This window comes from Neiella holothuriorum (assembly GCF_019457915.1).
GTDB lineage: Bacteria > Pseudomonadota > Gammaproteobacteria > Enterobacterales > Neiellaceae > Neiella > Neiella holothuriorum.
Map to the genome: position 1 here is coordinate 20,571 of NZ_JAHZSS010000002.1, position 23,846 is coordinate 44,416.

Sequence of the window (23,846 nt, forward strand, 5' to 3'; positions counted from 1 at the left end):
ATTACTGACTCGCTTGTTCGCTAGGTATTTGCTCGGAATACTTATCCCAGTCAGCCAAAATGGTGTCCATGACTTTGGTACCCACCAAATAAGCAGATTCCAACGACGCATCGAGACCGGCATACCCTTCGTTTTCCATTAATAGATTATCAACCGCTGTCACACCCGGAGGCGGTACCGTGTAGTTACTCCCCGTACGCAGCACCATCACGCGGTTTTTATCAACTTTGCCAATGTTGTGCAGGAAGCTGAGCGACATAAAGGTACCTGTATCTTCCATCGCCGAAGTCACGAATTCGCCTTTACCATCACTCCAGTAATCCACCCATTCATTGGCCCAGTCGTTCAATAACTCACCATGCCAAAACGTCATACCCGCCAGCTGATCGCCCTTTAAAACAAACGGTTTTTTCTGGGCATTGGGGTGCTCAGTATAAAGTGACCGCGTGGCTTCTAACCCTTCAAAGTCAGGTAGTTCCATATCTTTGGTAAGCTGATACGCCCACTCGGTTAGCTCGCCGTTAAGCTGAAACACTTCACCAGCCGACTTCGGCTTGTTCGGATCATTGGGCATGGACGTATGACGAGCGAAGTAACCCGTGCTCCAACCTTCAGGGATCTCGCGGGCATCAATTTCGTGCGCTAAATCACCATCAACTAAATACTCAGCCCATGCCGCCGAACCAATCGACGCATCAGCCGGATCAATACCAGCAATACCAGCGACCAGCCAATACGCTTTAGAGAAATCGAAACGCGGATCTAAACCCAGCGCCATGGCGGCACCAGCAGAATGCGAGGTACCGATCCCTGTGACCATGGCTAACACGCCGGTCTCTTCATTCATGAATAAATCATGATGGGAATGCTTGAATTCAAAGCGCGTATCGAGCTTTTGGCGCTCTTTCCAGAGTTGAAATTCGCCAGCTTTATCGCCGCTATCTTCACCAATTTCGAACATGGTGACGATGACAAACTTCACTTCGATGGGTTGTTCTTCTGCCACTTGCGATGGTGTTTGAGTGCCGGTTGGTTCGGGGCTGCAAGCAGTAATTAAGGCAGCGGCAACGGCGCTGAATGACAGGCGCAACAGCGCCTTCAACGAAACCTTCATGGTGGAATCCTTCTCTCAGCAAATCTAAATGCCAAGCCATACTTTGTGGCTTGGCGAATGATTAAACGACCGTCTATGCGGTCATTTGAGCCGGCCGTTGGCCGACTTTATTGTTATGGAAACCAAGCGCTCTATGACGCGTCGGTGTCATTTTGGTTGCGGGTTATCCAGTTATGTTGGCGCTGTAAATCGCCAGCATATTTAAGCCAGCTTTTGGCTTGGCGGGCTGAGTCTTTAAACGCACGAGCCTTTCTAAACGCATCCATACCACTACCAAATTTCTTTTGTTCGGTTAGCGCAATGCCGAGTAGTAACCAAGCTTTACCGGGCTCATCGACTTTATAATCCAGAGCTCGATTAAGCGCAGACTCTGCTTGCGACCATTCCGCTTTCTCAATATGGAGGTTGGCAATTTGCATAAAGGGGTCGCCTTTTTTGCTGGTATTGGCCAACAATGCAAATGCCTCAATGGCCGGCTCTTGCTCACGCGCGGCAACCCAGGCATTCGCCAGCAAATCTAAATACATCTCGTCGGCAGGCAGTACCTCTTTATCGATTGCACTTTGCAGCAAACGCGCGCCATGCTCTGGCGTTCCTCTGGAAACAGCCAATTGAATCATCGACTTAACGGATGTTTCTTTGGTGAGCACTTGCTGTTTCCAAGCAAGTTGCAAGGTGGCGAGCGCTCGTTTCTCGTTGCCCAGCACCACATACACACTAGCGAGCTGCTCCCAATAACTGGCTTTCTCTGGCCAATGGGAAATGGCATCGGTTAGCGCCTTGGTAGCAGCCTTGTATTGCTTTAACTCGAAATGGCTGGCGATTAGCAATTGATACCAGCTTTCTTTAACTTTGGGCGCCTTGGCAATTGCTTGCTCAACATAAGGAATGGCATCTTTGTAGTTGCCCGTTTGAGCAAAAATGTTGGCCATAAAAATGTATTGATCGGGCGTTGGCTGCTCTAACGTCTTAAACCACTCCGCGGCGAACGTTAACGCGTCATCAAACTTTTCCTGCGCGGCATAGAGCTGCGCCACCATGTAGCCCACGTTGTACTTTACTTTTTCCGGCAACTTGTTGAGTGCGAGCGAACGGCGCAAATAATCAACGGCTTCCGGGTAGTTATTGCGGGACATTTCGGTATAGCCCAGCATTTGTAAAACCAAGGCTTCATCTAATGAATCTTCAGCGACTTCAGCATGGAGTTCTAACAAAGCTTTATTGGCTTCATCGACTTGGTTATTGCCAATTTGTTCCTGAATCGATGTCAGTTCTTTGTAGGTACCAGGACTCACTGAGTTAGCGGCCCCCCACGCTGGGGCTGACGCAATAAAGCCTGCGAGCAACACCGGCATGGCTATGCGCCGCGTTGCACGCGAGATCACCTGATGTAACTGTGTTCGAACCATCATAACGGTGTCCTAACTAGCGCGAGCACAACGATTGCTCGCGTCATTGTTTACTTTCCAAGTTTGAATTCAATGGTCTGTCGCGCCCGTTGCGCAGTCGGTTTACCATTGACAATCTTGGGTCTGAATTTCCAGCGCTTCATTGCTCTCACGGCAGCTTTAGTAAAGAGTCGAGGCGGATTTTCCTCAAGCACTTCAACGTCAGCCACGGTGCCATCTGGACGAATAGTGACAGCCATGGTGACATGTCCTTCAAGCTTGGCTGACTTGGCTGCTTTCGGATAAGCCGGCGGAACGCGAACAATTGGAATCACATCGGTGTCAAACCCAGCCATTCCGTTACCCGCTTGCAACGAGCCAAGAAATGCCCCTGAGCCTTTATTCATCGGCACGCCAATTTTGGGCATATTCATACTCAAATTGGCATTCACATTAGTGAACTGCTGACTCATATCCGGTGCATCTGGCGGCGTTTCCGGTGGCGGTGGCGGATCGGGCAAACGGCGGTCTTTGGTATTGACGTCGTCATTGGCCGGATCGACCCGAACAAAGTTCAAGTAGGTATTGCTGCGATCCGGCTTTTTGAACAAGCCATCATTGGCAATCAGGAATTGCATGCCAACAAAGGTCGCCAAGCCAAAAATGGTAGCGGCGACTAAACTGCCGAAATACTTAACCGCCATTATTTATCCTCCGACGCCACCGATACCGAGGTCGCCCCGGCCAGTCGAGCTTGATCCATAACTTCAATCAAGGTGCTAGTGTTAGAGTCCTGATCGGCGACGATGATGACCGCGGCGCCAGGGTTCTCTGCCAGTGACTTCTCAACGTTGGCGCGAATCGCGCGCTTATCAATCTGACGCTTGTCCATGAACACCTGATTGGCTGAAGTAATGCCAATTTGAATGCTATTGGACTCTGTAACCACAGCCGTTTCTGCTTCGGGCCGGGTCACATCAACGCCAGACTCTTTAACGAAAGTTGAGGTCACGATAAAGAAAATCAGCATGATGAACACCACGTCCAGCATTGGCGTCAAATCAATCTGACTCTCTTCTTCTTGGTTCATAAAAAATGAATTGTCATTCATACTCGTTCACCTTGTGCTGATGGCGGCGCCAACGCGCCTCTCGCTTTAATAAGCGCCATCAGCTGTACGTTGGCATTGATGATGCCGCTTCGCGTTTTTTGCGGCGATAACGACGATCTAGTTCAGTAGCAAAGGGAATCGCTAGCAGCGAAATCACCATGCCGGCCATGGTTGGAATAGTGGCAGCACTAACGCCATTGGCCATGGCTCTGGGGTTACCTGAACCCAAGAAAGCCATTACTTCAAACACTTGAATCATGCCGGTTACCGTGCCCAATAAGCCGAGCATCGGTAACAGCGCAATGAGGCCGACAATCAGCTTTAAATTGCGGAGCATCATGCAGTCCAGTTGCGACAACAGCTGTTTGCGGTGTTGCACGGCAATCCAAGATGATTTGTCGTCTCGTTGCTGCCATACACCGACATTGGTTTTTAACTGCGGTTGATACTCACGAAGAAAAAACCAGTAGCGTTCGAAGATCAAAAACCACAACCAGATCGTGACGGCTAGGATGGCCCAAAGGACATTGCCGCCAGTGTTCAGGAAGTCGAGTAAGTAGGAGTTAATATCCATACTGCGCTCCGGTGGTTAGGCTTTGGCGCTGGCTATTTCGACGGCTTTTTGAGCCACCATGCCAGTTGCCTGCTCACCAACCTCTTTACTGAGTTGTTGTGCGCGACTGCTGAGAATAGTGCTAGCCAGCAATAACGGAATGGCCACACACAAACCCTCAACGGTTGTGATCAATGCCTGAGAAATACCGCCAGCCATTAATTTCGGATCACCAGTACCAAACAAGGTAATGGCCTGGAACGTGCCAATCATGCCGGTTACCGTACCCAACAGACCCATCAGCGGCGCAATGGCAGCCAAAACTTTTACCGTTGCCAGCCCTTTACGGAATTCTGCCAAGTCTTTAAACACCACTTCCTCAAGCTTTTTACCAATAACATCAAGATCTTGAAGGTGCTTGTTTTCATAGTAAGCCAACAACATTCGGCCCAATGGATTGTCGTCAGACGGGTGATCCATTGTTTTCAGCTGCTTGCGCATACGCTTGGAAATAGCGGCAAGTTTAAGCATCCGTTCAATCACCACCAGCAAGCCAAAAATACCAACAGCAATGATGGCGTAGCCCACTGATTTACCCTGTTGCACACGCTCAACCAAGCTCGGTGATTGCACCAATAGGCCGAGTAAAGCACCGCGCGAAGGGTCAACACCGAAACCAACAGAGCCCGTGCCACTTGCTGCACTTAAGTCAGCAGCGGTGCTGCGTAAACTACTGGCAGGCTGGCGCGCGAGTTCTACTAATTGTTGAGTGTCCGAAGAGAAGTTGAGGTATTTATCATCACTGATGATGTTGAACGTACCAACGCGAGTCACCTCAGCGTCATAGGCTTCGCCACTCGGCTTCACCACTTCAGTAGTAAACCGGGTCACACCAGCTGACTCGGTGATTTCCTGCAACATGGTGGCCCACAATTGCTGCATTTGGGCAATGGTTGGTACTTCTTTGGTTGCCGCTAGCGCTTCGATATCGGCTTTGCGGTCGGGGTATTCAATACTAATTAACGAATCAAACAGTAGCTTTTCTGTATCACCCGCCATTTGGCGGAACACCCCAAATAGCTCACCTAAGTTACCGGTACGGCGATCTAATTGTGTGCTTAACTCAGACAGCTTTGTTTCATTCTGATCGAACGTTAATTGCATGTCTTCACGCAGCTTTTCTTGCGCAGCTAATTCTGCTTCGACAGCCGCAAGCATGGATTTTTGCTCGCTAGCGGCGGCCTTAAATTTTTTCTCGCGTTCGCTGTTATGTGCAGCTTCTGCACTCACTTCTTTGCTTACCTGCAGGTATAGATCTTGGAGTGGATCGGCCTGACTCGCGGCAGAAAAGCCTAGGCATAAGGCCACAAGGCTCATACTGCTGAATTTTGCGCAGTTAGAAGAGATAAATTTCACGTTAAGACTCCTTAGCTGGCAGGGCTATTAACCGGCAGGGTAAGTAATTCAGGTGGGGTTTGTTTGCGGGCCATGCGGAGGCCATCGCGAATACTGGTGCGGTAAGTGCTGTCCAGTAATTCCCACGCTTTGAGGTTGCTATTCCAGCGGCCGCTGACGTTGCCGTCTAATGTTTGGTAGTACAAGCCAACTCGACCCAAGCGAAGGAAATCAACGGTCTTAGGCTCACCCGATGTAGCCAAAACACCGCGGTAGGCTTCAATGGTTCGGCCATACTCCATTTCAACTTGATAGGCTTCCATGATGCGACGATATTTTTCACCTGCAGTAACATCTGCGCGGTCAATCAGGGCGCGTAAATTTTCCAGTCGCTCTTCGCGCTCGTCTGTCAAAAACGGCACATCGGCTTCCAGCAGTTGCCCCAAGGTATCGGTCATCTTCAACATCAGCGGCAATGCGCCAGTTTCGATGTTGTCGATTTCCGCAATCTGGCCAGAAATACTGCCAATTTCGTCCTCTTGTGATGAAATCAGCTTGGCCATCTGTTGGTTGTAGATGGTTAAACTTTCCAATCGCTGGGAGGCAATTCGATAGTTTTGTAAATCACTAGAGGTCTGCTCGACCATCGAGTCAATTCTGGTTTGGCTGGCAGCAGCGCTTTTATCAATGGCTTCCTGCTTTTCCAAGCTGTTATCGATGGCTTGAACTGAAAAGGCTAAAGTCAATGAACTGAGCAGGGCCAGACTTAGGGGCTTACGAAAAAACATAGTAAAACCTCTGTTGCGCGGAGCCCGTTGCCGGGCTCCGCTTCTCACGTAGTTAAATGATTAGAATTTATATGAGGCTGTTGCTACCCAGTGACGCGGTAACTCAGGCAATACAACCGTGCTACCGAACAAATCAGGGAAGTTCGAGCGGAAGTAGGTTTCATCGGTCAAGTTTTTAGCCTGAACACGCATGGTCCAGTCATCGGTTGAATAGCTAACACCAGCATTCAATACCGTGTACGACGGCAGCTTCACTGACTTAGAAAAGCCCGAGTAGGTTGAATCTGCGTGTACTGCACTAGCCGTGGTGCGGAAGCCATTCTGGAAGTCATATGCAGCGGTTAAGCTGTACATGTTTTCCGGAATACCAGCTTTCTTAGCATCATCGCTATTGCTAACCAACGTTAAACCTTGCATCACATAGCCATAGAACAGCGATGGATCCGAGATACCCGTCATGTCTTCAGCACCTTGGAAACCAAACTGAACTCCGCCTTCCTGCGCGGTTAAGTTAGTTACTTCGATGTGGGTCATAGCGGCCGTAAAGGTCAAATTCTCGGTCGCAAGGAAACGTGCTTCAAACTCGTAACCTTCACTTTCAGTGGTGTTGTTACTTACCAAATCCTGTGCGTTTACGCTGGTGCGCTCTTGCTTAAAGTAAGCGGCAGACATATACAAACGGTCGTCTAACAAGCTGCTCTTAACACCCACTTCGGTCAGCTCGGAATCGGCCAACGCATTACCGCTTTCAATGTTGCCCACTGAAATTTCAGAGCCCTGCCCCATGATGATGGTGGTTTGCTCTGACACAGTTGCATAAGGGGTAAAGCCCCAAGGTGTGTTGTAAGAAACACTCAAGGTCCAAGATACACCATCATCCGAGTCCGATGCTTTGGAATCTGGATCATCTGGTGAGGCAAAAGCAGTCTTGCTGACTTTCTCGGTGCTAGACATATCAACGTAGTCGTAGCGGGCACCAACCAATACATTGAGGTTTTCGTAAATAGAGAAATCAGCTAAGAAAGCCACACCGTAATCGGTGTAATCACCAACGGTATAACTGGAATAGCCTTCATCCGATACTGTTGACAGTAACTTGCGATCAAGTGCTGTTGAAGGTCCGGTTAAATCGCGGCGATCAAAGTATTCGAAGAAGAAGTCATCACCGTGTTTAAAGTCGGTGTAGCGAATACTTGGAGATACCTGATAAGCACCGCTCAACCAATCTGTGTGCTCGGCTTCAAGCGCCAAAATCAACTGGTCTTCAACGACATAAGTGTCTGCAAACTGCGAGAAACCATAGGCATTTTCATTCAAGTTTTCTAAGTCTTCAAAGAACAACTTGTTGGTTAAGGTCATGCCGTTATCAAATTCGTGGATGATATCGAAGTACAAGGTATTCACTTCGGTTTCCAGTACATCTTCTGGCGAAACCAGTACCTGATCACCACTCAGTTTGGCAGTACCAACATCTTCCAACGCCCAAAGCGGATCCATGGCTTCGTCGGTACCGGTTGAGGCTGGTACCCAGAAGTTGTTTGACGTGTCTGAGAACTGAGACTGCCAGTCGAGGAATTCTGCTGTTGAGTTGTAGCCATCACCGTCGGTATCAATCGATTGAGCTGAACCTGTGATGTAGGTGCCGTGGTCAATCAAGTCTTGGGTGACACGGTTCCAACCGGCAACCTGATTACCATCAAAATCATGGTGCATACCACCAAATTCAATACGCGTAGAATCGGTCAGATCCATATTGAATGAGGCTTGGAAAATTGTGTTGTCGGTGGTGGAGTTTTGGTAGTAGCTGTCGGAGTTTTCTACTTCTGCATAAACGTAGTAACCCAAGCTTTTACCAAACGCTTCAGCAGGGCCGCCCACTTCGGCAGTCAGAATGCTTTTATCCCAGCTGCCGGTGGTGTAAGACATGCCGCCAGTTGGTTTATCCAAGTACTGACCAGTTTCAGCACGTGCCGACTTGGGCTGGAAGTTGAGGTAACCACCAATTTTAGATGGCCCGTAAATCGGTGACGCTGGACCACGAACAATATCAATTCGATCCGTTGCACCAATTGGGGTTGGGTAGTTACCGGGGTTATTCACCCGACGCACGCCACGAAAGTACACTTCTCCAGGAGTACCACGTACGTCGAGTGAACCCGCAACACCGAAGAATGATTGGGTAAAGGCACCGGGAGATACCAGCACCAAATCATCGATGTCTGTAATGTTGTATGCCTCGAGCATGTCAGAGCTAACTGATGTCACGCCACGTGGAGTTTCAAGAATCGTTTTACCAAAGCCAAACACAGACTTAACTGGCTCGGTAGGCATAATGCCCATGGTGTCTTCAACCTGCCCTTCGGCAGTATAGGTTTCCAATTCCACCACTTCTTCAGTCGCAGCCGCTTCTTCAGCTTCCTCTGCTAATACTGTCATAGGTGATGCGCAACTTAGCCCCACAAGCAAGGCGAGCTTGGTCAACCGAAATGGTTTGTAATCCAACATCTGTGTGCTCTCCAATAATGCAAATTAGTCTCAATGTTAAAAATATTTTTGTTTTGCCAAGGGAGTTCAGCAATCGCTGTGCCAATTCATGTCCAAATGGTTAGTAATTGGCGGTTAAATATAATTTATTTCTTATTTAACAAGTTTTTATTGTTTTGTGTAATTCTGCCCAGAAGATTAATTATTGTTTTATTCCGACAACAGTAGGGCCCAACGCACCTTTTTGAGTCAGAGCGATCAACCATGTCAGTGCTCAGCGCGAGGCTGAGCCAAACTGACACAACTGATATTGCTTACAGATAAAGCTGTAACTAACTGGTTTTACATCCTTTAATGCAGCCTTTTGATTGTCCTCAACGGCATTCTCAAAATCAGCAAGCCGTTGATTAAGGCGCTCAACCAAGCGGGCTTTGCTATCCGCATCGATAAAGCTGTAGGCCAGCGAGTTGTGGCTCAGTTGCTTTAATTCGTCCCAGCTCAAATTGAATTCTTTTACCGCGACAAAAAACTCATCGGTGATGTTGGAGTCCCACATGCCTCGGTCGTCGGTGGACAGAGCAACAGGCACCCCGAGGCGAAGGTATTCAGGGAAAGGATGTTGATCGTAGCGTTCGATATATTCCAGCAACAGATTTGAAATTAGATTAATTTCAATAAGGTATGGGCCATACCTGAGTTGCCGTAACAGTTCATCATCGTCAATGAGGTTTACGCCATGACCGATGCGGTCAGCGCCTAGCAATAGCGTGTCGCGAATATGGAAATTGGGTTCATCCACTTCGCCAGCATGAATAGACAGCTTCACATTATTGTAGTGACGACGAAGCTCTCTTAAGGTGTCTTTGAAGCGCAGTGGGTGGCCTTTGTCATTGTCTTCACGCCCCACCATATTGACTGCAAGATAAAGATCGTTGTTGCGGCTGACAAAATCGAAATAGTGGCGTAATTGGTCCTCGGCATTGCCAGCAAACCGCAAGATAGACTCCTGCATTCGAACGGTTACGCCGGTCGCTTTGGCATCTGGCTGCTGCAGCCTATCGCGGTAGATATCCGCTACGGTGTCGGGCGATATCGGTTTTCCGTTCGGATCGGTGTAACCCGATGCGCCCATCATGGACTCCATGTAAATCAGCCCTTCTGCACCGAACGCTTGCATGTTTTTGACCAGAATATCGGCAATGAGATAAGGGCTTCTCATCAGTTCATCGAGGCGTTGCCAATGGGTTTGAAAGAATTCGTCGCGGCCTTCGTGGGCGGCATCCAGTCGAATGCTGTTTAGCCAGGCTTGCTTTTCGACTGCGTTGAGTTGTTCCAGTCGTTTGTATTCAGACTTTTCGCAGTCCGAAAGCTTGTTATAGCTCGACTCAAGAACATTATGAAAATGGAGAAGGTAAGGGCTGAAGCTAAATTCGTTGCCACCATAGCCGTTGCAGTTATTTATGGTGACTTTGGTGTAGTAGCGATAACCATGCTCTCGTTGTTTAAGGGCGAGTTCATACCACCATTCAGACAGCGCTGTACCAGTAATATGGTGGTGTAAGTCACCGCCTTTGGGCATGGCATAAAGAAACGTGTACAAGTCAGCGTCTGATGCTTCAGCCTTGAACTGCTCAAACCAATGCGTGTCCGGCGCAGCCATTAGGCCACCGTGCCACACACCCATGACCAAGGTCACTAGCTTCAAGCCTCGAAAGGCTTTGATTGCCGACATATAAGCTCCTTTGCTTCGTACAACCGGTGCATTGCCATTGATCGAAAATGAGTTCGACTGGTCATTGCTGCTGGCAACCAATGCAATAGTGATACCAGTCACACATCTCCCTCGTAAGCCCCGTAAATTAGCCATCAATAAACTGACCATTTGGTTCAGAAATGGATTCTTTTGGTGCGTAGCAATGATAATTGCTCTTATTTGATGCGGCCTGCTGGCTTGATCTGCGAGCCAGCCACAACATTGGCCGATGGCATAAATATTGAACAGGTAAGTCTGAGCGCTGCATAAATTTGCCTAGCTGGTCTGCACAAGAACGGCATTCCACAGCAAATTATTGAAGTGACATGCCGCCATTAAAATAATGACTGAAATGGAGTTTGAATGAGCCGCCCAGATGTTTTTGAGCCAGATTATCCTCGCGACATGGTTGGTTACGGGGAGCACCCACCTTGCGCCAACTGGCCAGGCCGAGCTCGCATTGCTGTTCAGTTTGTATTGAATTACGAAGAAGGTGCTGAAAACAATGTGTTGCACGGTGATGAAGGATCAGAAACGTTTCTGTCCGAAATCATCGGCGCCAAATCCTATGCTGCTCGCCATATGAGTATGGAAAGTCTCTATGAATATGGCTCTAGAGCTGGGTTCTGGCGCTTGTATCGATTATTTCGTCGTTACAATTTACCTGTCACCGTATACGGCGTAGCCATGGCATTAGCCCGCAATCCAGACGTTGTTGAAGCCATGCTGAAGGCCGACTGGGAAATTGCCAGCCACGGTTATCGTTGGATTGATCATCAATTTATGCCGCCCGAAATGGAGCGCGAGCACATTGAAAAAGCCATTGAGATTCACACCCAAGTGACAGGCTCGCGACCATTAGGCTGGTACACCGGTCGCGACAGCCCCAACACCCGCAAGTTAGTGGTAGAGCAAGGCGGCTTTTTATATGACTCCGATAGTTATGCCGATGATTTGCCCTATTGGAGTCAACAGTTTGAAAAGCCCCACCTGATCATTCCCTATACCTTAGATACCAACGACATGCGGTTTGCAGCCCCGCAAGGCTTTAATTGTGGTGATCAGTTTTACACCTACCTAAAAGACAGTTTCGATGCGTTGTATGCGGAAGGATCGTCTGCGCCCAAAATGATGAACATCGGCCTCCATTGCCGAATCATCGGTCGGCCGGCCCGTATTCAAGCGTTAGAGCGATTTATCCAGCATGTCATGGCCCATCCTGATGTCTGGATTTGTAAGCGAGTCGATATTGCCAAACATTGGCATGAGCATCATGCGCCGGAGTAACAAACCATGACCGCATTAACTAAGTTTGCCGGCGTGTTGCTGACCACACTGACCATCACAGCAGCGGCACAGCCCCAATTGACCACCCAGCAGATTATTGATGGACTGCAACTTGAAGCACATGTTGAAGGCGGTTATTTTCGCCGGACTTATCAAGCCGATCATCGCCAACAACTTGAGACCAACCACGGTGAACGGTACTTATTAACCTCGATATTTTATTTGTTAACGGCCGATGCACCGGTGGGACATTTCCACAAAAACCGCTCCGACATTCTCCACTTTTATCAAGCAGGCGATCCGATTCGCTACACGCTTATCATGCCTGACGGCCAAGTGAAGCAGGTGGTAATGGCCACTGATTTGGCCGCCGGCCAACAGCTGCAATTAACGGTCAAAGGTGGCATTTGGAAGTCTTCAGAGCTGCTGGCAGGAGAGCATGGTTATGGGCTGATTAGTGAAGCGGTTAGCCCCGGCTTCGATTTTGAGGACATGACCCTTGCCAACGAGGCGCTGTTAAACGCGGAATTCCCGCAACACCAGCAATTGATAAAGCGTTTCAGCAAGCACCAATAATGAACTGCCGCCCAAACGGGCGGCAGCATTCGATCATTGCCTCAACAGGCTACGGCGTGGTCTTCAGGCAACCATCAACCTGATTCAGATAGCTGGTTTTCTCAGCATCACTCAACCAACTCACCTCAAAAGCATTTTTGACCAGCGTTGCAATCTCAGCCGAGCTGAAAGCCGCTTCATTCACTAGAGCGCGAAAGTTGTCATTCAAATAAGCACCAAAGTAGGCTGGATCATCGGAGTTAATGGTGACCTTCAGGCCATGCTTCAACATGGCTCGAATTTCCGAGGTGGTATAACTTTGCACCACGAAATGATTCGATACTGGACAAACCGTTAAGCCGAGCCCAAGTGACTTAATTTTGTGGATCAGTGCCGGGTCATCGAGGCTATTAATGCCGTGATCGATTCGGTCAACGGCAATCAAATCAAGGGTTTCATGCATGTGTTCAACAATGTCTTTTTGGTTCACATCGCAATGCATGGTGAGCTTGAACCCCGCAGCTCGAGCCCGCTCGAACACCTCAGCAAACTTACTCGGCGGATTATCTTTTTCATCGGAGTCTAACCCCACCCCAATGATCCAGTCTTTATAGGGGAGCGCCATCTGCAAATGCTCTAGCGCACTGTCGGCAGACATATCGCGCAAGAAACACATGATGAGATTCGACTGCACCCCTAATTGTTTCTCAGCATCGAGCTGCGCTCGATGAATCCCGCGGATCACCGTATCAAACGCAACCCCTCTCGACGTATGGCCCTGTGGGTCAAAAAATGGCTCAACATAAACCACATTTTCAGCGGCTACTTTTTCGAAATAGGCATAGGTTAAATCGTAGAAGTCTTGCTCAGTTTGCAGAGCATTCATGGCCGCATAGTAAAAACTGAGAAACGAGGGCAAATCATGAAAGTCATACGCTTCAACAATCGCCTGAGGGCTTTCATAGCCCAGGTCGATGCTGTTCCGTTGCGCCATTTGATATATGTGTTCTGGCTCAAAGGTGCCCTCTAAATGGACATGAAGTTCTGCTTTCGGTAGCTGCTGTATTAAGTCTGTCATTGCCCCGCTCCTTGGTTTGCGGCGATGGATGGCTACAACTGGCGTTGAAACCAGTCTTGCGTTAATTGCAGTAGTTGTTCGGCTTTCGTTTGATCTGGGTTGAGGCTGTCGCCAGCGCCAATCACGTTAAACAAGTGATTCGCTCCCTCAACAATATGCAGTTCAGTTTTGGCATTGGTCGCCGCTTGTTGCAGCGCGACTGAATGTTGCGGCGTAACGACGTCATCGGCGCCACCAGCAATGAGTAGCAGTTGGCCTTGGTAGTCGCGCATGCGGTCAAAGCTGGTATTAGCGGCAAGTTCTTCAAACCACTGACGACTGAAGTTCAGTGGTGCATCGCGCCATTCAAATTTAACACTGGCAACACCGTTGCGCTTGGCTTCGGGATAATACGTTTGGTAAAAATCAGCAAACGAGCTGACGCCATTACCAGTCATACTCGACCAGCCCGCCAACACCTTAATTGCCGATGGCGTTGCGGGATCGGTCACCAATAATTGCGCAATCAAACCGCCCTGACTAAAACCAACCACGCCCACACGTTCGCCATCGATAGCAGTTAAATCTAGACAATATCGCAACACAGTTTGTGCATCGCCAACGGCACTCGTTAGCGTGTAGTAGCGATAGTCGACGGGGCTGTCGCCAGTGCCCGCGAAATCAAAGCGAGCACTGGCAATGCCTTGCGCTGCCAACCGTTCAGCTAATCGTTGGTATAAGTTACCCACTTCATTTTTTTGTCCCGCCGTACCGTGCAGCATGAGCACCAAAGGTGCTGGCCCTTTGGTGGCAGGCGTATTCACAATGACCGGGATCTGATAGGTGCCGTTATCAAGCAAAATTTGCCGTTCGTCGGCCACGGCGAACTTAGTGAACACACCAACCCAAAGAATCAGTAGTGCTGCGTTCATCGCGTATTTAAACCATGCTGGCTTCATTATTCTGCCTCTTGCGTTGACGTGACGTTGATATCTACTTGGCCATCAATAATAACCATGTTGGCTTTCGCATACCGGTTGCGCAGCGCATGAATGGGGGCATATTCGCGACACGTCGCCCAATGCTCCGCTGTTGCTTTATCGGGAAATTCCATCATCACCAAACGATTGGGTTGCCAGTCACCGCTGAGCACTTGAATGTCTGCATCGCACGCCAAATATCGACCACCACACGCTGCCACCGTTGGTGTAATTTGTTGCACGTATTGCTGGTATTTTTCACGGTTGTCGATCGCAACATCCACCACCACATAAGCACTCATGAATACGCCTTCCCAGCATCGAGTGAGGCTTGAATCTTGTCCTGAATATGTTGCCCTGCGGTTGTTGGCGGAAATTGAGCCGGATGTGTGGTGCTGACGCAAGCTGGTAACGCCTCAATCGTCACATCGGAATCAGGATCGACAAAAAACGCTATCGCGTAACGGGCTTGATCGGCTCGCGCCGGTTTGACGCGGTGTAATGTGGAGCGATATTTACCATTGCTCCAACGGTGCATTAAGTCGCCAGTGTTAATCACAATGGCATCATCAACACACGGCACATCCACCCAAGTCTCGCGACTGTCGAGCACTTGCAGGCCGCTGACGCCGTGCTGAAATAACAAAGTAATGGTGCCGTAATCAGTATGCGCACCTGCTCCTAGCTGATGGTCGCTGGTGGGTTGCTGCCCCGCAGGATAATGAAGGTACCTCAGGGTAATGTTTTCACCTAAATGGCGATGATTAAAGTAATCACCCGGCAAATCTAATGCTAACGCCATAACCGTCAGAACTTTTTGCGCACCAAAGAGGCATTGTTGGTAAAAGCTTTGCGCATGGTTGCGAAACTCGACATCTGGCCAGTGGTTGTATTGGTGCAAGGCGTTGCGCATGGTAAAGGCTTCTTTCAGATCAGCCGGCGCCGTGGGATCAAGGTGTTCGCCTAGCAGCTGTTGATAGCCAAAATTGGCTCCGCTGCCTTCGTATCGACAACTATTTTTAACAGCTTCTGGGTTAGCAAAAAACTGCTTGGCCGAAGCAAAAGCATCAGCCTCTGCGCGCTTTGCCAGCCCCAGCCCAGTGATCATCATAAAACCGGTATTCGATAAGGCTCTATCAACCTGCTCGGCAAGGCGTTTTAACGCTCTAACATCGGCGCTATCAAAGCCAGAAAAATCAATCACAGGGATAGTCATGGCTTAACGTCCTTGTTGCTGCAACCAAGCAATGAGCACATCGCGCTCATCGGTTGTCATGCCGCTAAAGTTACCCAGTGGCATATAGCCCGACTGCAATGCAGGCGTTGCCCGCACAGCGGTCAACGCCAATTCAGTTGGTGAGGTCAGTAAAATTCCACCCGGCGCAGCAGTAAAGCCCGGTTGCGTCGGTGTGGCAGCATGGCAATTGGCACAGTGCTGCGTGACTATATGTGCCACTTGCGAATCATCAATGGCGGCCACATTGGCTTGCGACGACGAACGAGCCGCTGTGCTGAGCTGCATCGCCACAGCAACCACAATGACGCCAGCAGCCGCGCTAAACAAAATAGCCGGCCGTTTAATACCTTGGTGTTTCAGGTTAAAGAAATGACGCCCCCAAGCCAGACAACCGGCCACCGCAATTAATGCCAACCAACCTAACGGATGGCCATATAAGAACGGGTAATGATTACTGATCATGCAAAAGATAACGGGCAAGGTCAGGTAGTTGTTGTGCGTTGAGCGCAACTTGGCAAACGCAGCAATGCTGGCATCGGGCTGTTGCTCGGCCTCGACTGCCGCAATGAATTTTTTCTGTGCGGGAATAATGCCCCAAAAAACGTTGCCAGCCATCCAGGTGGCCATTAGCGCGCCAACATGCAAGTAAGCGGCTCGCGCCGCAAAAAGCTGATGCGCCAGCCAACTGGCAAGCGTTAACAGTACAATTAACGCCGCCGCAAATAGCAGCCCGCGTTTAACCAGTGCAGTTCGTAATAAGCCTTCATAAAGCAACTGGCCAACGGTGATAAAGCCAATACTGGCCACTACAGCCACAACCGGATCGGCCAGCCAACGGTCAGGGCCCACCAAATAGCTCTGCGCCTGCACGTAATACAACAAAATCATCAAGCCGGTGCCGCTTAACCAGGTGCTGTATGCCTCCCATTTAAACCAATGGAGCGTGCCGGGCATGGTGGTTGGTCTCAACTGATACTTGGCCACTTCATAAATGCCGCCACCATGAATGGCCCACAAGTCGCCTTTGACGCCTTGATCGAGCTTCCATTGAGGCGGTGTGCGTAAGCTGAGATCAAGCCAAATAAAGTAAAAAGAGGCACCAATCCAAGCAATGCCTGCCACCACATGAAACCAGCGCATGGCAAGATTCAGCCATTCAATGATTAGCGCATCCATTGCATTTCTCCTTGGTTATGGCCGTGACGCTGAAACGCCAACTTGCCCATGATGTAGGTGCGATCAACATTCATTTCATCACCCAACATCATCAGTGCGAATAGCGTATCTTCTAGGCTGGAGGCCACTGCCTGACGCGCTTTTTGAAGTCGATTTGGCGTTAAATTAAGTAACACAAAGTCGGCTTCCTTATTGGTTTCAAAGTTGCCAATGTAACCATCGAGCATGAGCGATCGCGCATTGCCCAACGTCGCCATGTAAAGCCCTTTGAGTGGATTTAGGTTTTGCTCTTGAAGCTGCAACACCTTGTAGGCTTCGGCCAAGGTTCTGAGCAATGAAAAGCTGGTGCCGCCACCAACATCGGTAGCAACGCTAATGGGAATACCCGCATCCTCTAGTCGGGCCATGTCCATTAAGCCACTGCCGATAAACAAGTTTGAGGTAGGGCAAAATGCGATGCCTGATCCGGTTTCTGCCAGCCGAGATACTTCCCGATCGCTAAGATGAATGCCGTGGGCAAAGACGCTACGGGTGCCAAGCAAACCGTATTGGTCATAAACATCAAGGTAATCTTTAGCCTGCGGAAATAGCTCCTTTATCCAAGCCACTTCTTTGATGTTCTCGGATAAATGGGTTTGCAGATACAAGCCTGGGTAATCGCGGTATAAACGACCCGCCACCGCAAGTTGTTCGGGGCTACTGGTGGGCGCAAATCGCGGCGTTAAGGCATACCGCATGCGCCCCACTTTGTGCCATTTTTCAATTAATGCACGGCACTCGCGCTCACTTTGCTCTGGGGTATCGCAAAGCCCTTCGGGTGCATTGCGATCCATCATGACTTTACCTGCCATCATCCGCATATTGCGCTGCTGCGCGGTTTTGAATAACGCGTCGGTGGACTGAGCAAATACGGTGGTAAAAACCATGGCGCTGGTGGTGCCGTTTTCCAGCAGAATATCGAGAAATTCGCTGGCCTTTTGTTCACTGTGTTGAAAGCAAGAAAACTTCAATTCATTGGGAAAAGTGAACTTGTTCAGCCAGTCGAGTAACTGTTCGCCGTACGATACAATCACGTCGGTCTGCGGCGAATGAATATGGCTATCAATGAAGCCGGGCATCAACAAATGATCAGGAAAGTGCTGGCATTGGCTTAAATCAAACCCCTGAGCGGCCATGTTAGCGGCACTATCTAGCGAACGAATACGGCCTTGTTCAACCACCAGCACGCCGTCCTCGAAGTACTCAAAACCAGTGCCATCGCTAGGGTTTGGAATATCGGTAAAATGTAAGATCCGTGCTCTAAAAGCATTGCAGTTGGATGTCATAGTCACTCCGCTTAACTGCCGCGATAGGTGCTATAGCCATGGCCACTCAGTAGTAAGGGCACGTGATAATGGCTTGCGGTATCGGTGACGATGAAGTCGATGGTGGCACGCGGGTAAAAACCGCTGCGCTGTTGCTGCTCAAACCAAGCACTCAGTTCAAAACAAAGTCGGTATTCGCCTTGTTGTAAGGCAAAAGATTGTGGCCACACTATGATGCGACCATCTTGATCGGTCATCCCTTCGGCTATCGGCACCGACTCATGGCTACGGTAAAGTGACACTGCAATGCCACTGGCCGGGCAACCCTGCTCAGTGTCTAGAACATGCGTGGTGATAGCGGATTTAGTCATCTCGTTCTTCTCGTTATGTCGTTAATCTGTAATTAAATTGCGTAATCGTAATTTGGTGATTTCGCCCTGTTCGCGCGCACCATTTTGAATCTCTGCATCTCGGCTGTTGTGAATTCGAGCCTGCAACAACGTCAGCATTTGCTGGGCCGACTTACCGCTAGCGCAAACGATGAAAATAAAACCATTGCGTTCAAAATACTCATCATTCAACTGCTGAAGCCGCTGTAACACCGCCTCGTCAGCTGCCAACACCTGGCCTTGCTCCTCGCCTGCTTTACCGGCAAATTTTGAGCGCAGCAGCTCAATATCACCAATTCGAGCATGACCAGAAAAAGCTTCCAAAATTTGTGCCTCGTCGGCCATTTGCCAAAGCTCTGCGGCCTGCTCAATAAGTTTTTTGAGCGACGAAAAGGGTCGCATATTGGCAACAGCAACAGCCCACTGATAGCAATGACAGCATTCTTGTAGGCTCTGTAATGCTTGGGCATGGGAAAGATTATTGAACTGACTCAGGCGCATGTTGATTCCTTGTTGGTTGGAACTTGGATCAGTTTGCGAATATCGCGCCATGAAGTGGTATCGCGGTGGTGGCGCGGTTGCGCTTGGTAATACAGGCTTTGCAACTGAGCCGCTATCGACACTGCCACTTCCATCGGTCTTTTTCCGCGCACCGCTGACAAACCGATAGGGCAAGTCAGCGCAGTATCATCCATGCCATCAGCGCCTAATCGCTGACGAAATCGCTGAGCTTTGGTTTTGGAGCCAATCAAACCAATAAATGCCCAGTGTTGTTGGCCCAGTAACTCGCAACAGAGTTGGTAGTCGAGCTGATGATCGTGGGTAAAAATGATGTTCCAGCTATGGCTTGGCAGCGTAGCAATAGCACTTACCGGATCATCACTATGAATAAACTCGCAGTTTGGCGGGTAAAGGCCATGATCAAACTCCTGCCGGTTGTCGATGATACGCACCTGACAAGGAAGCTCTGCCAATATTTTGCTCAGCGCCTGACAAACGTGGCCAGCGCCAAACAAATTTATTTGCCAATCTACCGCCGCAAAGCATTCGAGCATCACCACAACATTGCCACCGCAACATTGAGCCGCCTCTGCGGCTAGTGGTATGGGTTTTACCAATTGGCAATGGCGATTGCTGCTAAGCAATTCGCGCGCCTGCTGAATCACCAAAAATTCTAACTGACCACCACCTAAGGTGTCGTAGCTATGGTCGCCATCAATCACCATTTTGCTGCCACCGTCGCGTGGGGTTGAACCTTGCGTATCAATCAAAGTAGCAATTACATAACCGCGGCCTGCTTGCTGACAGGCCACGATGGCTTGTGACCAATTGAGTTTGTTCATGGCGTCTCCTGTTGGCGATTGAAGGCGGCACAATCTTGCAATGCCCAGAACACGCGCTCCGGTGTTGCCGGCGTATCGAGTCTGGGGCTGTGTTGATAGTTGGTGGTACTGGCAACGGCATCGCGCAAGGCTGACCAAACGGCAATACCGAGCATGAGCGGTGGCTCGCCTACCGCTTTTGACAGGTGTATCGTTTCTGCTTGGTTCGCTTGTTGATAAAGCGCCACATTAAATTCATAGGGCACATCAAAAGCCGTGGGGATTTTGTAGTTAGCGGGGCTGTTGGACATCAAATGACCATTGTCATCCCACAGCAACTCTTCGGTCGTTAGCCATCCCATACCCTGCACAAAACCGCCTTCAATCTGACCAATATCAATGGCTGGGTTTAACGATTTACCAACGTCATGAAGGATGTCGATGCGCTCGACCTTATATTCCCCGGTCAGCACATCAATACTGACTTCGGCAGCCGCGGCGCCATTGGCGTAATAAAAAAATGGTTGGCCGGAGCCTGTTGCTTTGTCGTAATGAATTTTAGGCGTGCGATAAAACCCGCTGGCTGCAAGCGAAATTCGATTCATATAAGCGAGTTGAACAAACTCATTAAACGCCAGTTTGTTGCCACCGGCATGAACATAACCCTTGTCATAATTGAGTTCATAATCGGCAATATTGAAATGCTCAGCAGCAAATTTTGCCAACCGTTTCTTGATTTGATTGCAGGCATCGAGTGCCGCCATACCATTGAGATCGGTACCAGAAGAGGCGGCGGTTGGTGACGTGTTGGGCACCTTATCAGTGCGCGTTGAACTGACTTTGACCATAGCGGCCGGAACATCAAAGGCCGTCGCAACAATTTGCTGGATCTTGGTATAAAGACCTTGCCCCATCTCGGTCCCACCATGACTAATGAGCATGGTGCCATCGGTATAAATGGTCAGCAATGCGCCAGCCTGATTGAGATGCTTGGCAGTAAACGAAATACCAAATTGAACCGGCGTTAATGCTAAGCCTTTTTTTACAAACTGACTGCTGCGATTAAATTCAGTAATCGATGCCCGCCGAGTGCGGTAGTCGGCATCGTCTGCCAACTTTCGCATTAAATCCGGCAGCACATGTTGTGTCACTTGCTGGCCATATGGGGTCATGTCCTGCCCCGGCTGGTATAAGTTCGTCAGCCGCACATCGAGCGGATCTTTGGCCAAGGCGCGAGCAATATCATCCATCAATGTTTCCGCTGCCATCATACCCTTGGGCCCACCAAAACCACGAAATGCGGTATTCGAGACGGTATTAGTTTTACAGCGTACGCCAACAACTCGGGCACTATTAAACGAATAGGCATTGCTGGCATGAAACATCGCTCGATCGACAATGCCCTCTGACAAATCCGGTGAGCAGCCGCATTTGCCAGCCAACAACATATCAACGCCTAACAGGCGGCCGGCATCATCAAAACCAGCAGACCAACTGTTTTTAAAATCATGTCGCTTGCCGGTTTGCACCATGTCATCTTGGCGCGGCATACGGTATCGCACAGGTCGTTGCTGACGAATAGCAAACAATGCGGCCATACAAGCCAGCGGCGCAGCCTGACTTTCTTTACCACCAAAGCCGCCGCCCATGCGTCGTACTTCGGCAACCACTTCGTGCAGCGGTAAATCGAGCACTTCCGCAACGAGCTTTTGAATTTCCGTTGGATGTTGGGTTGAGCTGATGACATGAATGCCACCATCTTCGTTGGGCCAAGCTTGGCTAATCTGCCCTTCTAAATAGAAGTGCTCTTGCCCACGAACATATATCTCACCCTTAATTTGATGTGGCGCGCTAGCAATGGCTTGGTCGGGGTCGCCCTGCAGGTGTTGGTGCGGCGGCAATACAAAACTCTCCGCTGCTAATGCATCATCAATGGTTAACACGGGTGATAGCGGTTGGTAGTCAATATCAGCCAAGCGCACAGCGCGCTGAGCCGCTTCAAAACTGGTTGCTGCCACAGCAAAAATGGGTTGGCCCACAAAAATCACGGTGTCACCAGCCAGAAGCGGATCACCGCCATAAACAGGGCCAACATCAACCTCACCCGGTATGTCTTGCTGAACAATGACATCAACAACGCCGGGCGCTTTCCTGACGGCATCAAGGTTCACTTTGGTAAGCTTGGCGTACGGCTGGCTTGATTTGCCAGTCGCGACGTGGAGCAACTGCGGTGATTGCGGCAAGTCATCTATATATTGCGCGCGACCGGTTACGTGCTTGATGGCCGATTCATGTTGCAATGAATGACCAACGCCGGTTGATTTGAATGGGCGATCCGCCTCAGTTTCAACCAGTTTACGCATGGGCAAACACTCCTATGGCTAACGCTGGCTGACACAATTCTAAACAGGCCTTTTTCAACAAATTAGCCGCTACCTGGGTACGATAATCAGCAGAGGCACGAACATCGCTCAATGGCGAAAACTCATTGGCTAACGTCACCGTCGCTGCTGTCACCATACTCGGATCAAATTGACCATCAGCGCCAAGTTGTAACGATTTCTCAGTGATCACCGCTCGTATAGGCGTTGCCGCCATACCGCCAAAGGCAATCGTTAGCTGGCCTTCAGGGGTTAAACTAAACGCCGCCATGACCGCTGAAATATCGTCTTCATAGCGCTTGCTTACTTTATAGAGTCGGATTGGTTGGTTTAATGCGGCTCGACGAACTTCAATGGCGGCTAAATACTCGTCAGCGGCCATTGCGGTTTGTTTGTAGCCCAAATAAAACTCAGATAACGGCAATTGGCGGCGTTGCCCTGCAGCATTAACCAGATGTAATTGAGCGTTCAGCGCCAACAACACCGGCGGTGTATCGGCAATTGGGCTGGCATTACAAATATTACCGCCAAGCGTGCCTCTGTTGCGGATCTGGCGCGAACCAAGCCGATGCAACAACGCCACAAACTCGGGTGCGAGTTCGGCAAATTGCTGTTCTAATTCGGTATACGTTACTGCAGCCCCAATCAAGATGGTGTCATCGCCAAAGGTGGTCTGAGTTAGCTCCGCCACTTGGCTAATGTCAATTAATTGCTCGATAGGCTGAAATTGCTGAGTGACCTCCAACATTAGGTCGGTACCACCAGCGATGAGTCGCGCTGATGGATAGTTTGTCATTGCTTGTTGTAACGCCACTTCACTGTTTGGTTGAAGGTAAGTTTGGTCAGCTTTCTGAACCGAGGTTGTGCTCGAACACGGTGCACTTGAGTCGTTACCGTGCACAAAGTTGAACGGTTGGGCAGGTTTTTCTAGCGATTGACAGCCAGCCGCTACGATAGGTCGGTAGCCAGTGCAACGGCACAGATTTCCAGAAATAGCATCCAATACCGCTTGGCGCTGTTGTTCTAGCGGTGCGCTTGCCAGATCCGGCCGCTTAGCCTTGAGCGCCGCAATACTCATCACAAAACCTGGTGTACAAAATCCGCATTGAGAGCCATGACACTCAACCATGGCCTGCTGTGTTGGGTGGAGCTCAGACGCAGGGCCTTGAGATAAACCTTCAACCGTCACAACTTGTTGATTTTGTAGGCTAGAAACAGGGCAAATACAGCTGTTAATTGCTTTTACATTGGGCGTTTTATGGCAGCCATCAATCACCATCACGGTACAGGCACCACAATCGCCTGAAGCACAACCTTCTTTAGTCCCTGTGAGCTGCTGTTGTCGCAACAGCTGTAACAAACTGGTATCTGCCGGTAGTTGGCTTATATCGATAGCTTGATCGTTGACATAGAGGGCCATTTAATCTCCTTCTCGATATCAGTCAGACGCAATTGGTCGACTGCTTCGAACCACTATTTCCTCTCCATTGATGTAGAGCTAAAGCAAAAGTTTGGCCAACTAGACAATATTTATAAAAATTGGAATTAGTCTCATTTTCAAAATCATCTGGC

22 protein-coding genes are annotated in these 23,846 nt (G+C 49.6%); 2 read left to right on the forward strand and 20 right to left on the reverse strand.

Going from position 1 to position 23,846, the window contains the following annotated elements; translation table 11 throughout:
* Nucleotide 1 precedes the first annotated feature (1 nt).
* The 9 genes from K0504_RS01925 to K0504_RS01965 all read right to left on the reverse strand — a co-directional run bounded on the left by K0504_RS01925 (nt 2) and on the right by K0504_RS01965 (nt 10,667).
* Nucleotides 2-1,114: a purine nucleoside permease gene (locus tag K0504_RS01925; protein ID WP_220102470.1), complete on the reverse strand. Its 1,113-nt coding sequence runs from the start codon at nt 1,112-1,114 to the stop codon at nt 2-4.
* A gap of 131 nt (nt 1,115-1,245) precedes the next feature.
* The gene (locus tag K0504_RS01930) at nt 1,246-2,526 is read right to left on the reverse strand and encodes a tetratricopeptide repeat protein (RefSeq protein WP_220102471.1); all 1,281 of its coding nucleotides are present in this window, start codon (nt 2,524-2,526) and stop codon (nt 1,246-1,248) included.
* A 47-nt stretch (nt 2,527-2,573) separates the two neighbouring features.
* Nucleotides 2,574-3,206, reverse strand: coding sequence for an energy transducer TonB (locus K0504_RS01935; RefSeq protein ID WP_220102472.1), 633 nt, complete (start codon nt 3,204-3,206; stop codon nt 2,574-2,576).
* On the reverse strand, nt 3,206-3,613 hold the full coding sequence (locus K0504_RS01940; RefSeq protein ID WP_220102473.1) for an ExbD/TolR family protein: 408 nt from the start codon (nt 3,611-3,613) through the stop codon (nt 3,206-3,208). Before K0504_RS01940 ends, K0504_RS01935 begins: the two co-directional genes overlap by 1 nt.
* Nucleotides 3,614-3,671: 58 nt before the next feature.
* On the reverse strand, nt 3,672-4,187 hold the full coding sequence (locus tag K0504_RS01945; RefSeq protein WP_220102474.1) for a MotA/TolQ/ExbB proton channel family protein: 516 nt from the start codon (nt 4,185-4,187) through the stop codon (nt 3,672-3,674).
* Nucleotides 4,188-4,202: 15 nt separating this feature from the next.
* Nucleotides 4,203-5,582 (reverse strand): MotA/TolQ/ExbB proton channel family protein, encoded by a 1,380-nt coding sequence (locus tag K0504_RS01950; RefSeq protein ID WP_220102475.1) that lies wholly within the window; start codon nt 5,580-5,582, stop codon nt 4,203-4,205.
* A gap of 11 nt (nt 5,583-5,593) precedes the next feature.
* Nucleotides 5,594-6,349, reverse strand: a complete 756-nt coding sequence (locus K0504_RS01955; protein WP_220102476.1) for a DUF3450 domain-containing protein — start codon at nt 6,347-6,349, stop codon at nt 5,594-5,596.
* A 60-nt stretch (nt 6,350-6,409) separates the two neighbouring features.
* Nucleotides 6,410-8,854, reverse strand: a complete 2,445-nt coding sequence (locus K0504_RS01960; RefSeq protein WP_225917916.1) for a TonB-dependent siderophore receptor — start codon at nt 8,852-8,854, stop codon at nt 6,410-6,412.
* Nucleotides 8,855-9,107: 253 nt separating this feature from the next.
* On the reverse strand, nt 9,108-10,667 hold the full coding sequence (locus K0504_RS01965) for an adenosine deaminase family protein (protein ID WP_318837910.1): 1,560 nt from the start codon (nt 10,665-10,667) through the stop codon (nt 9,108-9,110).
* Nucleotides 10,668-10,949: 282 nt separating this feature from the next.
* Between K0504_RS01965 and puuE the strand changes: the two genes are divergently transcribed.
* Together puuE and K0504_RS01975 are read left to right on the forward strand one after the other, a co-directional pair.
* Entirely contained in the window at nt 10,950-11,873 is a 924-nt protein-coding gene (gene puuE, locus K0504_RS01970) for an allantoinase PuuE (RefSeq protein WP_220102477.1), read from the forward strand.
* 6 nt (nt 11,874-11,879) lie between these two features.
* Complete coding sequence (locus K0504_RS01975) at nt 11,880-12,449, forward strand: cupin domain-containing protein (protein ID WP_220102478.1); 570 nt, start codon at nt 11,880-11,882, stop codon at nt 12,447-12,449.
* A gap of 49 nt (nt 12,450-12,498) precedes the next feature.
* On the opposite strand, the gene K0504_RS01980 is transcribed toward K0504_RS01975, so the two are convergent.
* The 11 genes from K0504_RS01980 to xdhA are packed head-to-tail and all read right to left on the reverse strand — an operon-like array spanning nt 12,499 to nt 23,694.
* On the reverse strand, nt 12,499-13,506 hold the full coding sequence (locus tag K0504_RS01980; RefSeq protein ID WP_220102479.1) for an adenosine deaminase: 1,008 nt from the start codon (nt 13,504-13,506) through the stop codon (nt 12,499-12,501).
* A 32-nt stretch (nt 13,507-13,538) separates the two neighbouring features.
* Complete coding sequence (locus K0504_RS01985; protein ID WP_220102480.1) at nt 13,539-14,444, reverse strand: alpha/beta hydrolase family protein; 906 nt, start codon at nt 14,442-14,444, stop codon at nt 13,539-13,541.
* Entirely contained in the window at nt 14,444-14,767 is a 324-nt protein-coding gene (locus K0504_RS01990) for a DUF1330 domain-containing protein (protein ID WP_220102481.1), read from the reverse strand. The genes K0504_RS01985 and K0504_RS01990 overlap by 1 nt, the downstream gene beginning before the upstream one ends.
* Nucleotides 14,764-15,681, reverse strand: coding sequence for an isopenicillin N synthase family dioxygenase (locus tag K0504_RS01995; protein ID WP_220102482.1), 918 nt, complete (start codon nt 15,679-15,681; stop codon nt 14,764-14,766). The genes K0504_RS01990 and K0504_RS01995 overlap by 4 nt, the downstream gene beginning before the upstream one ends.
* A gap of 3 nt (nt 15,682-15,684) precedes the next feature.
* Entirely contained in the window at nt 15,685-16,878 is a 1,194-nt protein-coding gene (locus K0504_RS02000) for a urate hydroxylase PuuD (protein ID WP_220102483.1), read from the reverse strand.
* A complete protein-coding gene (gene guaD / locus K0504_RS02005) occupies nt 16,866-18,203 on the reverse strand; it encodes a guanine deaminase (protein WP_220102484.1) in 1,338 nt (445 codons plus the stop codon). The genes K0504_RS02000 and guaD overlap by 13 nt, the downstream gene beginning before the upstream one ends.
* Before the next feature lie 11 nt (nt 18,204-18,214).
* A complete protein-coding gene (uraH, locus tag K0504_RS02010) occupies nt 18,215-18,553 on the reverse strand; it encodes a hydroxyisourate hydrolase (protein ID WP_220102485.1) in 339 nt (112 codons plus the stop codon).
* Nucleotides 18,554-18,574: 21 nt separating this feature from the next.
* Complete coding sequence (gene uraD / locus K0504_RS02015) at nt 18,575-19,072, reverse strand: 2-oxo-4-hydroxy-4-carboxy-5-ureidoimidazoline decarboxylase (protein WP_220102486.1); 498 nt, start codon at nt 19,070-19,072, stop codon at nt 18,575-18,577.
* Complete coding sequence (gene xdhC / locus K0504_RS02020; protein WP_220102487.1) at nt 19,063-19,914, reverse strand: xanthine dehydrogenase accessory protein XdhC; 852 nt, start codon at nt 19,912-19,914, stop codon at nt 19,063-19,065. Before xdhC ends, uraD begins: the two co-directional genes overlap by 10 nt.
* Nucleotides 19,911-22,256: a xanthine dehydrogenase molybdopterin binding subunit gene (gene xdhB / locus K0504_RS02025; protein ID WP_220102488.1), complete on the reverse strand. Its 2,346-nt coding sequence runs from the start codon at nt 22,254-22,256 to the stop codon at nt 19,911-19,913. The genes xdhC and xdhB overlap by 4 nt, the downstream gene beginning before the upstream one ends.
* Nucleotides 22,249-23,694, reverse strand: coding sequence for a xanthine dehydrogenase small subunit (gene xdhA / locus K0504_RS02030; RefSeq protein WP_220102489.1), 1,446 nt, complete (start codon nt 23,692-23,694; stop codon nt 22,249-22,251). The genes xdhB and xdhA overlap by 8 nt, the downstream gene beginning before the upstream one ends.
* Between the last annotated feature and the right edge of the window lie 152 nt (nt 23,695-23,846).